Annotated in this window: 9 protein-coding genes and 1 pseudogene; 4 read left to right on the forward strand and 6 right to left on the reverse strand. The window is 69.4% G+C overall.

Annotated features, from left to right (window positions below):
• Nucleotides 1-4 precede the first annotated feature (4 nt).
• Both ACXJMZ_RS21225 and ACXJMZ_RS21230 read left to right on the forward strand, forming a co-directional pair.
• On the forward strand, nucleotides 5-523 hold the full coding sequence (locus ACXJMZ_RS21225; RefSeq protein ID WP_457031635.1) for a hypothetical protein: 519 nt from the start codon (nucleotides 5-7) through the stop codon (nucleotides 521-523).
• A 440-nt stretch (nucleotides 524-963) separates the two neighbouring features.
• Nucleotides 964-1,383, forward strand: a complete 420-nt coding sequence (locus tag ACXJMZ_RS21230) for a hypothetical protein (RefSeq protein ID WP_457031636.1) — start codon at nucleotides 964-966, stop codon at nucleotides 1,381-1,383.
• A gap of 287 nt (nucleotides 1,384-1,670) precedes the next feature.
• Here the strand turns inward: ACXJMZ_RS21230 and ACXJMZ_RS21235 are convergent, their stop codons facing one another.
• The 4 genes from ACXJMZ_RS21235 to ACXJMZ_RS21250 all read right to left on the reverse strand — a co-directional run bounded on the left by ACXJMZ_RS21235 (nucleotide 1,671) and on the right by ACXJMZ_RS21250 (nucleotide 6,249).
• Nucleotides 1,671-3,011 carry a GH1 family beta-glucosidase gene (locus ACXJMZ_RS21235; protein ID WP_457031637.1) on the reverse strand — a complete coding sequence of 447 codons (1,341 nt, stop codon included), beginning with the start codon at nucleotides 3,009-3,011 and terminating at the stop codon, nucleotides 1,671-1,673.
• Between the two features lie 17 nt (nucleotides 3,012-3,028).
• Complete coding sequence (locus ACXJMZ_RS21240) at nucleotides 3,029-3,871, reverse strand: carbohydrate ABC transporter permease (RefSeq protein WP_457031638.1); 843 nt, start codon at nucleotides 3,869-3,871, stop codon at nucleotides 3,029-3,031.
• 154 nt (nucleotides 3,872-4,025) lie between these two features.
• Complete coding sequence (locus tag ACXJMZ_RS21245) at nucleotides 4,026-4,934, reverse strand: carbohydrate ABC transporter permease (RefSeq protein WP_457031639.1); 909 nt, start codon at nucleotides 4,932-4,934, stop codon at nucleotides 4,026-4,028.
• 1 nt (nucleotide 4,935) lies between these two features.
• A complete protein-coding gene (locus tag ACXJMZ_RS21250) occupies nucleotides 4,936-6,249 on the reverse strand; it encodes an ABC transporter substrate-binding protein (RefSeq protein ID WP_457031640.1) in 1,314 nt (437 codons plus the stop codon).
• Nucleotides 6,250-6,395: 146 nt separating this feature from the next.
• Between ACXJMZ_RS21250 and ACXJMZ_RS21255 the strand changes: the two genes are divergently transcribed.
• The gene (locus tag ACXJMZ_RS21255; RefSeq protein ID WP_457031641.1) at nucleotides 6,396-7,616 is read left to right on the forward strand and encodes an ROK family transcriptional regulator; all 1,221 of its coding nucleotides are present in this window, start codon (nucleotides 6,396-6,398) and stop codon (nucleotides 7,614-7,616) included.
• 310 nt (nucleotides 7,617-7,926) lie between these two features.
• Nucleotides 7,927-10,488 (forward strand): discoidin domain-containing protein, encoded by a 2,562-nt coding sequence (locus ACXJMZ_RS21260; protein WP_457031642.1) that lies wholly within the window; start codon nucleotides 7,927-7,929, stop codon nucleotides 10,486-10,488.
• A 47-nt stretch (nucleotides 10,489-10,535) separates the two neighbouring features.
• On the opposite strand, the pseudogene ACXJMZ_RS21265 reads toward ACXJMZ_RS21260, so the two are convergent.
• Both ACXJMZ_RS21265 and ACXJMZ_RS21270 read right to left on the reverse strand, forming a co-directional pair.
• Nucleotides 10,536-11,675: pseudogene (locus tag ACXJMZ_RS21265) on the reverse strand (acyltransferase); the annotation flags it as partial.
• Nucleotides 11,676-11,760: 85 nt separating this feature from the next.
• A complete protein-coding gene (locus tag ACXJMZ_RS21270) occupies nucleotides 11,761-12,777 on the reverse strand; it encodes a LacI family DNA-binding transcriptional regulator (protein WP_457031643.1) in 1,017 nt (338 codons plus the stop codon).
• Between the last annotated feature and the right edge of the window lie 59 nt (nucleotides 12,778-12,836).

Consider the following 12,836-nt stretch of genomic DNA (forward strand, 5'->3'; position numbering starts at 1 on the left):
GGTCATGACCGCACTGGACGTCCTGACCGAGTTCGGCCGCACCGGCCTGATCGGGCCGGTCGGCTGCCGGGTACCGCTGCCCGAGCTGGCCGCCGCCCTCGGGCCACCGTGGGTGGGCGATCCGGTCGACAAGCGTCGGCGCTGGCCGCACTGGTTCGGCTACGGCGACCTGCAACTGGTGGTCTGCCAGTGCCGGTTGGTGACCATGGTGATCGTGCCGGCCTGGCACGGCGAGGTGGAGTACCCGGTGGCGGGCACCTTCGAGTCCGAGCTGCCGCTCAGCACGGTGCTCGCCCGTCTGGATGCTCTGGACGTGCCTTGGACCAGGGACGACCGCATCGACGGCCAATGCACCGTGCTGACCGAACCGGGCGGCGTGACCGTCAGCTTCTGCTTCACCACCCGAGACGACTACGACGGCCCACTCCTCGCGGACCCGGTCCTCAACAAGGTGGTCAGCCACGACCCCCACGACTGCCCACCCATCCCGGCCGGCACTCCGGACGACGGCTACGGGGTCTGACGCATCTAGCGCTGGTCGGGGCGCGTACCCGGGCTGGGAAAACCTCGGCCTGCCCACCAATGGTGACGGTGGGCAGGCCGAGGGAGTGCTGTCAGTGGGAAGGGCTGCGGTGTTGGTGGCTCAGATCTTCCAGACCTGGTCGGTGTAGGTCGAGTTGCAGTCGTACCGAAGGGCAGCCGCTCCGTTGTCGGGGGGTGTCGCACACGAGACGGGAACGCCGGTCGGAGATACCTGTCCGGATCACCTGACAGACCTCTACAACAACGTGAAGGGACGGCCGATCGGCCGGGACACCCAGAAACGTCAGCAGAACTGAACGGTGCAGGCGGACGCTCTCAAGTACATCGTGGCCCAGGCGAACCAGTACGTTCGCGAGGACATCTACGCCAGGCAGAGCGACTTCCACGACTAGACGAATAGCGAACACTGAAAGGAGCTCCGTGAAACTGCCCCGGCACTGCGTGGCACTGTCGACTGCTGTCAGCGCCGTTGCCGCGCTTGCCTTCCTGCTGTTCGGGAGGGGATCGACTCCGGCTCTGAACCCGGTCGGGAACTGGTCGGTAGCGGGCGAGACACTCAAGATCCTGCAGGACGGGCGGATCGGCGCGGCCACTGTCGCCGAGTCGTTCTGCGTCGGCAGCCAGACGGAGTTCGGAACCCCCAGGCCCTATACCGGCACCTGGAAGCTCGCGCATCGCAACGACTCCGAACCTGGGATGTACGTGACGCTCGACGGTTATTTCGGGCCGGGCAAGCCCTGCACGACCTACCTCGAGTTCGTCAAGAAGGACGGTGAGCTCATGCTCTCCCCAACGGCTGACCGGCCGGTACGAACACCGTTCCGGAGGGTATCGGGCTGAGGTCCGGTGCTCACCAGCTCTCCGCCCGTACCCGTGGTCCGCCGGCCTCGGGTACGGGCGGGAGTCTTTCGCCGCGCAGCTGCTGGGCGAGGAGGGCGCTATCCGAGGATGAGATGATCTGGCCCGCCAACGGCGGTGAGATCTTGCAGCTCTGCCAGGCGGTTGAAGTGCCTGCATCCTGGCCGTTGGGCATGGCGCCCGAGGCCTGCAGGCTCGCCTTGGAGGCGGCGGTGCTTGCTGTGGCCCTGATAGCGAGCTGGGCGACGGAGCGACCTCCGGGCGAGGTACTACCGCGTGCGGTGGTTGCGGATGAGTTCCGCGTAGCGGTGGCCGCTGGTCTTGATGGTGCGTTGCTGGGTCTCGTAGTCGACGTGGACCAGGCCGAAGCGCTTGTCGTAGCCGTACGCCCACTCGAAGTTGTCCAGCAGGGACCAGGCGAAGTAGCCCGCCAGCGGGGCGCCTTGGGCGACCGCGCGGGCGCAGGCGGCGAGGTGCTGCTCGAAGTAGGCGGTGCGCTCCGGGTCGTGGACGGTGCCGTCGGCGGCCACGGTGTCCTGGTAGGCGGAGCCGTTCTCGGTGACGTAGATCTTCCGGGCGCCGTAGTCCTCGGCGAGGCGGAGGATCAGCTGCTCCAGGCCGGGGCCGTGCACCTCCCAGTCCATCGCGGTGTGTTCGGCGTTCGGGCCGCGGACCTGGCGGAAGCCGGGGGCCGGGGCGGTCGGGTCGTCGGCGACGAACTGGCGGAAGTAGTAGTTGAGTCCGATCCAGTCCAGCGGGGCGCCGATCCGGTCGAGGTCGCCGTCCTGGATCGGGAGGTCGACGCCGTAGAGCTTGACCATGTCCTCGGGGTAGCCCCGGCCGAACACCGGGTCCAGCCACCAGCGGTTGATGTGACCGTCGGCCCGGACGGCGGCCGCCAGGTCCGCCTCGCTGGAGGAGGCGGCCTCGATCGGGCTGAGGTTGTTGACGATGCCGATCTGCGCGCCGGGGACGGTGGAACGGAGCACCTGGGTGGCCAGGCCGTGGCCCAGGTGCAGGTGGTACGAGGCCCGGACGGCGGTGGTCAGGTCGGTGATGCCGGGGGCCATCGTGCCGTCCAGGTGGCCGATCCAGGCCGAGCAGAGCGGCTCGTTGAGGGTGGCCCAGTGGGTGATCCGGTCACCCAGCCGTGCGGCCACCACCTCGGTGTACTCGGCGAACCGCAGGGCGGTGTCGCGGACGGCCCAGCCGCCCCGGTCCTGCTGGGCCTGTGGGAGGTCCCAGTGGTAGAGAGTGGGGAAGGGCGTCATCCCGGCGGCGAGCACGGCGTCGGTGAGGCGGTCGTAGAAGTCCAGTCCGGCCGGGTTGACCACGCCGTCGGCGAGCGGCACCACCCGGGGCCAGGCGATCGAGAACCGGTAGGCATCCAGGCCGAGTTGGCCGGCCAGGCCGAGGTCCTCGGGCCACCGGTGGTAGTGGTCGCACGCCACGTCACCGGTGTCGCCGTTGTCGACCTTGCCGGGGATGTGGGAGAAGGTGTCCCAGATCGAGGGCGCCCGGCCGTCCTCGTTCACCGCGCCCTCGATCTGGTAGGCGGCGGTGGCCGCGCCCCAGAGGAAGTCGTCGGGGAGAGCACTGAGATCCATCATCTGCCTTTCGGAGAGGGTCACTTGACGGCCCCGGCGGTGAGCCCGGCGACCAGGTAGCGCTGAAGAAGGAGGAAGCCGGCTACCACAGGCACGCTGACCACCAGGGACGCGGCCATCACCTGGTTCCAGTACACGTCGTTCTGGGTGGCGTAGCCCTGCAGCCCGACCGAGAGGGTGCGGGTGGTGTCGTTGGTCATCACCGAGGCGAACAGCACCTCGCCCCAGGCGGTCATGAAGGCATACACGCTGACCGCGACGATCCCGGGGGTGGCGGCCGGCACCACGATCCGCACCAGGGTGCGCAGCGGGCCGCAGCCGTCCACCGCCGCCGCCTCGTCCAAGTCTCTTGGGATGGAGTCGAAGTAGCCGACCAGCATCCAGATCGAGAACGGCAGCGAGAAGGTCAGATAGGTCAGGATCAGCCCGCCCCGGCTGCCGTACAGCGCGACACCGGTGGCGTTCCCGATGTTCACGAAGATCAGGAAGAGCGGCAGCAGGAACAGGATGCCGGGGAACATCTGGGTGGAGAGCACCGTGACGGTGAACAACTTCCGTCCCCGGAACCGGTACCGGCTCACGCCGTACGCCGAGAAGATCGCGATCAGCACCGACAGCACGGTCGCACTCACCGACACGATCAGCGAGTTGACGAAGTAGTCGGCCAGCGGGACGGTGCTCCAGATGTCCAGGTACGGACGGAACGTCAGCTCGCTGGGGATCCAACGGAACTGCCCCTGCACGTCCTGCAGTGGCTTGAGCGAGGAACTGACCATCACCAGCACGGGGGTGAGGGTGAAGGCGGTCAGCAGGGTGAGGAAGATCCGGCGGGTCCAGAGGAACGAGGCGGGGGGCCTGGTCACTCCGGCGGTCGGGGGGCGGAAGAAGGAGCGGCGTTGGGGTGCGTGGCTCGGCGGTGCCGAGGAAGGAGTAGCAGCGGAGCTGCGGCGACTGACGAGAAGCCGGCGAGGTGCGTGCCCCGGCGTCGCGACGCCGCCCCCCGACCGTCGGAGTGACCTAGGCATCGGCGTCCCTCCGGCGTGAGGTGAAGAAGAGGTAGATGGCGGTCACCAGAAGTAGGAAGAGCAGCAGCAGTACGGACATCGCCGAGCCCGCCCCGAAGTTCCAGGTGACGAAGGAGGATTGGTAGATGTGGATGGAGATCAGGTCGGCCTGCTCCGGCGCGGACTTCCCGAACAGCACGTAGGGCGTGTTGAAGTCGTTGAAGGTCCACAGGAAGAGCACCAGCACCAGCACCTGGTTGACCGGCCGGAGCGAGGGCAGGGTGATCTTCCGCAGCTGCTGCCAGACGCCGGCGCCGTCCATCGCCGCCGCCTCGTACAGCTCGCGCGGGATGTTCTGCAGGCCGGCCATCAGGGTGAGGAAGGCGAACGGCCAGGTCTTCCAGACCGCCACCACTACCAGCGCGGTGAAGCTGTTGTCGCCGATCAGCCAGAACGGCTTCTCGTCGAACAGGTGCAGCTGGTCCACCAGGACGTGGTTGACCAGCCCGGTGTCGCGCTGGAACATGAACGACCAGGTGATCACTGCCGCGTACACCGGCAGGGCGTACGGGATCAGGAAGAGCGTCCGGAGCAGCCCGCGGCCCCGGAACGACTCCTGCAGGAAGACCGCCGCCGCCGTCCCCAGCAGCCAGGAGAACCCGACTGCCAGGGCGGTGAACAGGCAGGTGACCCAGAACGAGTTCAGCAGCGACTGGCCGATCGGGGCGGAGAAGTCCACCGACACGCGGTAGTTGTCGAGGCCGGACCACGGAGCGGTCGACCAGTCCCGGATGTAGAACTGGGTGAGCTGCTTGAAGCTCATCACCATGCCGACCACCATCGGGACCAGGTGGATCAGCAACTCCAGGGCGAGCGCCGGGAGCAGGAGCAGGTAAGGCAGGCCAAGTCGCCGTCTGGTCATGTCAGCTGGCCGGCATCTGCTGCTGGGCCTTGGTCAGCTCCGCCTTCACCGAGTCCTCGGTGACCGGCTTGCCGGCGGCGGCTGCGGCCAGCAGGTTCTTCACCGCCGTGCCGACCAGGGTCTCGAACTGGCTCTCGTTGGCGACCTGCGGCAGCGGGGCCGCGCTGGTGGCGAGCACGTTCGACAGCATCTTCAGCTCGGGGGTGGCGAAGGCGGAGTCGGCCTGGGCGTCCTTCACCGGCGGGATCGAGCCGTAGGTCTTGTTGAGCTGGATCTGCTCCTCGTTGCTGGTCATGAACTTCACGAACTGCAGCGCACCGTCGGTGTTCTTGCTGTTCTTGAAGACCGCCAGGTTGATGCCCGCGACCATCGAGCTGGTCGCCTTGCTACCGCTGGCACCGGCGGGCAGCGGGATCGGCGCGACCGCGTAGTCATCCGGGTTCATCCCGTGCGACTTGAGCGAGGCCCCGGCGGCCTGCCACATCAGCATCGCGGCCTTGCCGCTCGCGAAGTCGGTGACCGACTGGTTGGCGGCGTACTCGGCGTTGCCGGGGGCTGCGATCTTGTCCTTGGCGATGAAGTCGACGTACTGCTTGACCGTCGCGACCGCCTCGGGGGTGTCGAAGGCCGGCTTGCCCGCGGCGTCGAACCAGTCCGCGCCGTGCTGCTTGCCGAGGGCGAAGGCGTGGTGGACGTTCTCCGAGACGTTGCCGCCCTCGATCGCCAGGCCGTACTTGCCGTCCTTGGTCAGCTTCTGGCCGTCCGCCACCAGCTCCTCCCAGGTGGCCGGGGGCTTGCTGATGCCGGCCGCGTCGAACAGCTTCTTGTTGTAGTAGAGGCCGTACGCCATCGAGTACAGCGGCACCGCCGCGGGGGCCTTGCCCGCCGCGCCGGCCGAGGCGATGGTCGCCGGGAGGAACCGGTCCTTGCCGCCGATCTTGCCGAAGGTGGCGTCGTCGAACGGCAGCAGCGCGCCGGTGGCCTGGAGCGAGGCGGACCAGGTGTTGCCGATGTTCAGCACGTCGGGGCCCTGGCCGGAGGCGGTGGCGGCGAGGATCCGGTTCAGCAGGTCGGACCAGGGGACCACCTCCAGCTTCACCTTGATGCCGGTCTGCGCCTCGAACTTTCTCAGCTCGGGTTCGAGGACCTGCTTGTCGTTCTCCAGGCTGGTGCCCTGGTTGCTCGCCCAGTAGGTGAGAGTCTTGGGGCTGCTGTTGTCGCCGCCTCCGGAGGTGGAACCGCCGCCGCAGGCGGTGGCGGTCAGGGTGAGGACGGAAACCAGGGCGGTGGCCGCAGCAAGACGGTTGATGCGCATGACCGTGTCCCTCTCGGACGAGTGGGTGGGGATGGTGGGGTGAAGTCGCCAGCTCTGATGCTTACTTCGGACCGTGATTTAACGTGTGAGAAAAGCTGGCGTCAAGAGTCCGTGCAGCGATAGATTCGGATCAGGAGGGAGACCAGATGGCAGAGCGAGGCAAGCAGACCGTCCGTGACCTGCGACGGGGCAGTCGATCCACCCTGTTGCACCGGCTGTACTTCGAAGGTCCGCTGAGCAGACAGGAGTTGGGCCAGATCAGCGGACTGAGCGGCGGATCGGTCAGCAACGTGGTGGGCGAACTGATTTCGGACGGCCTGGTCGAGGAGTGCGGATCGGTCGAGTCGGACGGCGGCCGACCGCGCATCCTGCTCCAGGTCACCCCGGACCGGGCCCACCTGATCGGGGTGGACGTCGGCGAGACCCAGGTCCGGGTCGCACTGTTCGACCTGGCCCTGACCGAGCTCGCCGCGAGCGACCACCCGCTCTCCGACCACGGCCACGACGTGGACCACGTGGTCGAGTTGATGCTCACCGGCATCGGCGAGGTGCTGAAGCGGACCGGCGTCCGGGAGTCCCAGGTGCTGGGCGTCGGCGTCGGGGTGCCCGGCATCGTCGAGCAGGGCGAACCGGGCCAGGACGGACTGGGCATCGTGGTGCACAGCCAGACCGTGGACTGGGACGCCGTCCCGCTCGGCCGCCTGCTGCGGGCCGGCACCGACCTGCCGCTCTACGTCGACAACGGCGCCAAGACGCTCGGCCAGGCCGAGATGTGGTTCGGCGCCGGGCAGGGCGCCAGGCACGCGGTGGTCGCGCTGTTCGGCTCGGGTGTCGGTGCCTGCGTGATCGCCGACGGCGCCCGGTTCCGGGGCGCCACCAGCAGCGCGGGCGAGTGGGGTCACACCAAGGTGCACGTCGGCGGACGGCTCTGCCGCTGCGGCTCCCGGGGCTGCCTGGAGGCGTACGTCGGCGCCGAGGCGCTGGTCGAGCGCTGGGGCGAGGCGCCGCCCGGCAGCTCGGAGAAGGAGGGCCTGGCGGCCCTGCTGGCCGCCGCCGAACGCGACGAACCGTCAGCCGTCGCGCTGCTCGCCGAGTCCGCCGAGTACTTCGGCGCGGCGATCGCCGACCTGATCAACCTGTTCAACCCCGAACGGATCATCATCGGCGGCTGGGCCGGACTGCTGCTCGGCCCCCGCCTGCTTCCCGCCGTCCGGGACGCGGCCACCTCGTACGCCCTGCGCTTCCCCCGGGCCCAGACCTCCATCGAGCTCGGCCGGCTCGGCCCCGACGCCGTCACCGTCGGCGCCGCCACCCTCCCGCTCTCGCGCTTCCTCGACTCGGGCGGAGACCTGTCCGCTCGACCGTAGAGCTCACGCACTGCGCCCAGGTGGCACATGCCAGGGGCTCGGGGAACTGCGACGCCGACCTCGGAAGACGTTGCAGGTCGAGGGTGGTCAGGCACCTTCGCAGTGACCCACGCGCCAGATCTCCTCGCAGTTCCCCGAGCCCCTGGACAGTGCAACTCGATCGTGTGCCGAATGCTCACCGGCTCCTTGACAGTGGGAAGTTGAGCCCTACACACTCCCCTCGGGGAGCGCTCTCCGAGATACTCCGACGGCGCGTCTGTCCGCCGCTGCGCCTCCCCCACCCCCACCCCACCCAGCGCAGGAGAAGCCCGTGAGGCTCACTTCGGCACGCGGTATTGCCGCGACCACCACCACGCTTGCCCTGCTCTCCGGAGCAGTGCTCGCCCTACCCGGCGCCACCGCAAGCGCCGCCGACTCGCTGATCTCGCAGGGGAAGACGGTCACCGCCTCCTCGACCGAGAACGGCGGCACCGGCGCGGCCCTGGCCGTCGACGGCAACAACGGCACCCGCTGGTCCTCGGCCGCGACCGACCAGCAGTGGCTCCAGGTCGACCTGGGCGCCACCGCCACCATCAGCAAGGTCGTCCTCAACTGGGAGGCCGCGTACGGGAAGTCGTACCAGCTCCAGACCTCGGCCGACGGCACCAGCTGGACCACCGTGTACACCGCCACCAACGGCACCGGCGGCCTGGAGACGATCAACGTCACCGGTTCCGGACGGTACGTCAGGATGAACGGCATCACCCGGGGCACCGGCTACGGCTACTCGCTCTGGGAGTTCCAGGTCTTCGGAACCACCGGCGCCACACCCCCGACCTGTGGCACCACCAACGCCGCCCAGGGCAGGCCGACCACCGCCTCCTCGACCGAGAACGGCGGCACCGGCGCAGCCCTGGCCACCGACGGCAACAACGGCACCCGCTGGGCCTCCGCCGCGAGCGACCCGCAGTGGCTCCAGGTCGACCTGGGCTCGGTCCAGCAGATCTGCCACGTGGTGCTCAACTGGGAGGCCGCGTACGGGAAGTCGTACCAGCTCCAGACCTCGAACGACGGCACCAGCTGGACCACCGTGCGGACCACCACCAACGGCACGGGCGGCACCGAGAGCCTGGACGTCAGCGGCTCCGGACGGTACGTCAGGATGAACGGCCAGACCCGGGGCACCGGTTACGGCTACTCGCTCTGGGAGTTCCAGGTCAACACGGGCGGCGGCAGTGTGCCGCCGATCCCCGGTGGCGGCGACCTCGGCCCGAACGTGATCGTCTTCGACCCCTCGACGCCGAACATCCAGGCGAAGCTGGACGAGGTCTTCGCCCAGCAGGAGTCGGCCCAGTTCGGCACCGGCCGTTACCAGTTCCTGTTCAAGCCGGGTACGTACAACAACCTGAACGCGCAGATCGGCTTCTACACCTCGATCTCCGGCCTCGGCCTCTCCCCCGACGACACCAACATCAACGGTGACGTCACGGTCGACGCGGGCTGGTTCAACGGAAACGCCACCCAGAACTTCTGGCGCTCGACCGAGAACCTCGCGCTCAACCCCGTCAACGGCACCGACCGCTGGGCGGTCTCGCAGGCCGCACCGTTCCGCCGGATGCACGTCAAGGGCGGTCTCAACCTGGCCCCCAGCGGCTACGGTTGGGCCTCCGGCGGCTACATCGCCGACAGCAAGGTCGACGGCCAGATCGGCAACTACTCGCAGCAGCAGTGGTACACCCGGGACAGCTCGATCCAGGGCTTCAGCAACGGCGTCTGGAACCAGGTCTTCTCCGGTGTCCAGGGCGCTCCGGCCGGCGGGGCCTTCCCGAACCCGCCGTACACCACGCTGGACACCACCCCGGTCTCCCGGGAGAAGCCCTTCCTCTACCTGGACGGCAACGACTACAAGGTCTTCACCCCGGCCAAGCGCACCAACGCGAGCGGCGTCTCCTGGGCGGGCACCCCGCAGGGCAGCTCGATCCCGCTGAACCAGTTCTACGTGGTGAAGCCCGGCGCGACCGCCGCGACCGTCAACGCGGCGCTGGCCCAGGGCCTCAACCTGCTGTTCACGCCCGGCGTCTACCACGTCGACCAGACCATCAACGTGACCCGCGCGGACACCGTGGTGCTCGGCCTCGGCCTGGCCACGATCATCCCGGACAACGGGGTGACGGCGATGAGGGTCGCCGACGTGGACGGGGTCAAGCTGGCCGGCTTCCTGATCGACGCGGGCCCGGTCAACTCGGCCACCCTGCTGGAGGTCGGCCCGGCCAACTCCGCCGCCGACCACGGCGCCAACCCGACCACCGTCCAGGACGTCTTCGTCCGGGTCGGCGGCGCGGGCGCCGGCAAGGCGACCACCGCCGTCGTGGTGAACAGCGACGACGCGATCATCGACCACACCTGGCTGTGGCGCGCCGACCACGGCGAGGGCTGGGGCTGGGACACCAACCGCTCGGACTACGGCCTGGTCGTGAACGGCGACGACGTGCTGGCCACCGGCCTGTTCGTCGAGCACTTCAACAAGTACGACGTGCAGTGGTACGGCAACAACGGCAAGACCGTCTTCTTCCAGAACGAGAAGGCCTACGACGCGCCCAACCAGGCCGCCGTGCAGAACGGTTCGGTCCAGGGGTACGCGGCCTACAAGGTCGGTGACAACGTCACCACCCACGAGGGCTGGGGCTTGGGCAGCTACTGCTACTACAACGTGGACCCGACCATCCGTCAGGACCACGGCTTCGAGGCACCGGTCAAGCCGGGCGTGAAGTTCCACGACCTGCTGGTGGTCTCGCTGGGCGGCAACGGCCAGTACAACCACGTGATCAACGACATCGGTGCGCCCACCTCGGGTACGGGCACCACCCCCTCGGTGGTCGTCTCCTTCCCGTAAGGGCCGCGTCGGTGGCCCCGGCGGGGGAGTTGGACACTGGCACCGGGGCTGAAAGCGAGCGGGCGGTGGCCCTCGAAGGCCACCTCGTACACCCCCGCCTTGCTCCAGCTGGAGAGCGTGAAGGTCTTGTTGGCCGGGTCGAAGCCCAGCGGCACGCAGTCCCGCAGCCGCTCCCGGCCGACCGAGGCCAGGAAGTCCCGGTTGGTCCGCAGGCTGAGGTGCGCGGTGGCGAACTCGTCCACGGCCGAGCGGATCCCGGCGGCCAGCGCGGCCGGCTCCCCCGCCGGGGCGCAGCGCAGCACCACCTCGCCCAGCAGGTTGCCGAGCTGACCGGCCGGGATGCCCAGGTGCCGCCGGACGTTCACCGGCAGCAGCAGGTCACGGGCCTCGGTGTCCTCGTCCAACTGCCGGACGGTGGTGACCACATGGGCCGCGAGCACGTCGTTGGCCGACAGCCGCCGCCCGGTGGCGGCGCCGAACTCGGCCTTCATCGCGGCCACTTCGCCGTCGGTGAAGTAGACCTGGACGGTCCGGTTGGCGCGCGGCGCGGTACGGAACTCGTGTGCCAGCAGCTCGGCCTCCGCCGGCTCCGGGATCCGGAACCCGAGCCGTCCGGAGTCCTCGGCCGGGAGCACCGCGTCCAGGAAGCTCTCCCGGTCACGGGCGATGCCGACCTCGGGCGGCTCGGTGCCCTCGACCGCCGCCGACCAGGCCCGCATCAGCGTCATGAAGCTCTGCACGTCCCCGATCACATGGTGCCAGGAGCACCCCAACGCCGTTCCGCCGTCGGCCAGTCGGCTGACCTTGACGGTGAACAGCGGCGCCTCGCCGGAGTGCGCCCGGTTGGCCTCGACGTGGTCCACGTAGCCGGAGGAGCCGAGCGTCATCCTGCTCATCGCCTCGGGCAGCGTCTCGGCCGCCTCGGCCGTCACCAGCGGCACCCCGGCGTCCGAGCAGACGATCTCCAGTCCGTCCTCGCCCGCCCGCAGCCGCCCGCCGAACAGCGGTGCCCGGCCGAGCGCCTCGGCCAGTCCGGCCGCCAGCCGGTCCCGGTCCAGTTCCTTGTCGTAGAAGAACACGACGGAGACCGGGAGTTCGGCCAGCATCGCGTCGGAGACGCCGCAGCGGACCACCGCTCCCGACGCGTGTCCGGCATGGATGGTGCGGCTCTGCGCAGAGCGGATCATCGGGCCTCCCGGTGGCTACCGGAACGATAGTGGACTAGACCGGTGCCACTCATCCATCGAGAGGTGTACGAATTTCCTTCGCCGGTCAGGCGGACTCGCGGATCACCAGTTCAGGATCGAACAGCACCGAGCCGGGCCCGGAGAGCGGGTCGGCGATCCGGTCCAGCAGGATCCGGGTCATCTCGGCCGCCATCTCCTCCACCGGCTGCCGCACCGTGGTGAGCGGCGGCAGCCCGACCGTGGCGGCGCTGCTGTCGTCGAAGCCGATCACCGCGACATCCGCCGGCACCCGTCGGCCGTGCTCGGTGAGCACCGCCACCGCGCCACGCGCCATCAGGTCGTTGGCGGCGAACACCCCGTCCAGGTCCGGGTGTTCGGCCAGCAGCCGCTCCATCGCCCGGGCCCCGCTGGCCTGGCCGAAGTCGCCCTCGACCGCCGGGATGTCGCCGAGCACCGCCCGGGCACCGGCCAGCCGGTCCGCCCCGGCCGAGATCGCGGCCGGACCCGCGATGGTGACGATCCGTCGGCAGCCCCTGGCCCGCAGATGCTCGGCGGCCAGCCGGCCGCCCTCGACATTGCGCAGGTCCACCCAGCTCAGCTGCCCCGGCAGCGGCTCGGCCGGCCGGCCGAACAGCACGGTGGGCAGCCCGGCTTCGAGCAGCCGGCCCGGCAGCGGGTCGTCGGCCCGGGTGGAGACCAGCATCGCGCCGTCCGCGTTGCCCTGCCGCAGGTAGGAGAGCACCTGTTCGCGGGCGGCCGGGTCGTCGGCCAGCATCAGCACCGGGTGGACCCCGAGCGGGCGCAGCGCGCCGATCATTCCGCCCACCACCCGTCCGAAGAACGGGTCGGTGAAGATCTCCTCCTGCCCGGCCGAGCTGGACATCACCAGCGCCACCGCACCCGCCCGCCGGGTCACCAGGGCGCGCGCGGCGGCGTTGGGGACGTATCCGGTGGCGGCCACCGCGTCGCGGACGGTCTGCTGCAACTCGGGGTCGACGTTGCGGATGTTGTTGATGACCCGGGACACCGTGGACCGGGACACACCCGCAGCTCGGGCCACATCCTCCAGCGTGGCGGCCCGCCGGGCCAGGGCTTCGCTCATGTGGCCGTTTATAGCACGGGCGCGGAGTACCGCTCCGACCCTCTGCCGCCCGCCGGTGC

The sequence above is a fragment of the Kitasatospora sp. P5_F3 genome (genome assembly GCF_054049135.1).

Excerpts from the sequence above, each read along its gene's own strand:
- ACXJMZ_RS21225 (WP_457031635.1), top strand. The coding sequence starts at position 5 with ATGACCGCACTGGACGTCCTGACCGAGTTCGGCCGCACCGGCCTGATC.
- ACXJMZ_RS21235 (WP_457031637.1), bottom strand. The coding sequence starts at position 3,011 with ATGATGGATCTCAGTGCTCTCCCCGACGACTTCCTCTGGGGCGCGGCC.
- ACXJMZ_RS21245 (WP_457031639.1), bottom strand. The coding sequence starts at position 4,934 with ATGACCAGACGGCGACTTGGCCTGCCTTACCTGCTCCTGCTCCCGGCG.
- ACXJMZ_RS21250 (WP_457031640.1), bottom strand. The coding sequence starts at position 6,249 with ATGCGCATCAACCGTCTTGCTGCGGCCACCGCCCTGGTTTCCGTCCTC.
- ACXJMZ_RS21255 (WP_457031641.1), top strand. The coding sequence starts at position 6,396 with ATGGCAGAGCGAGGCAAGCAGACCGTCCGTGACCTGCGACGGGGCAGT.
- ACXJMZ_RS21270 (WP_457031643.1), bottom strand. The coding sequence starts at position 12,777 with ATGAGCGAAGCCCTGGCCCGGCGGGCCGCCACGCTGGAGGATGTGGCC.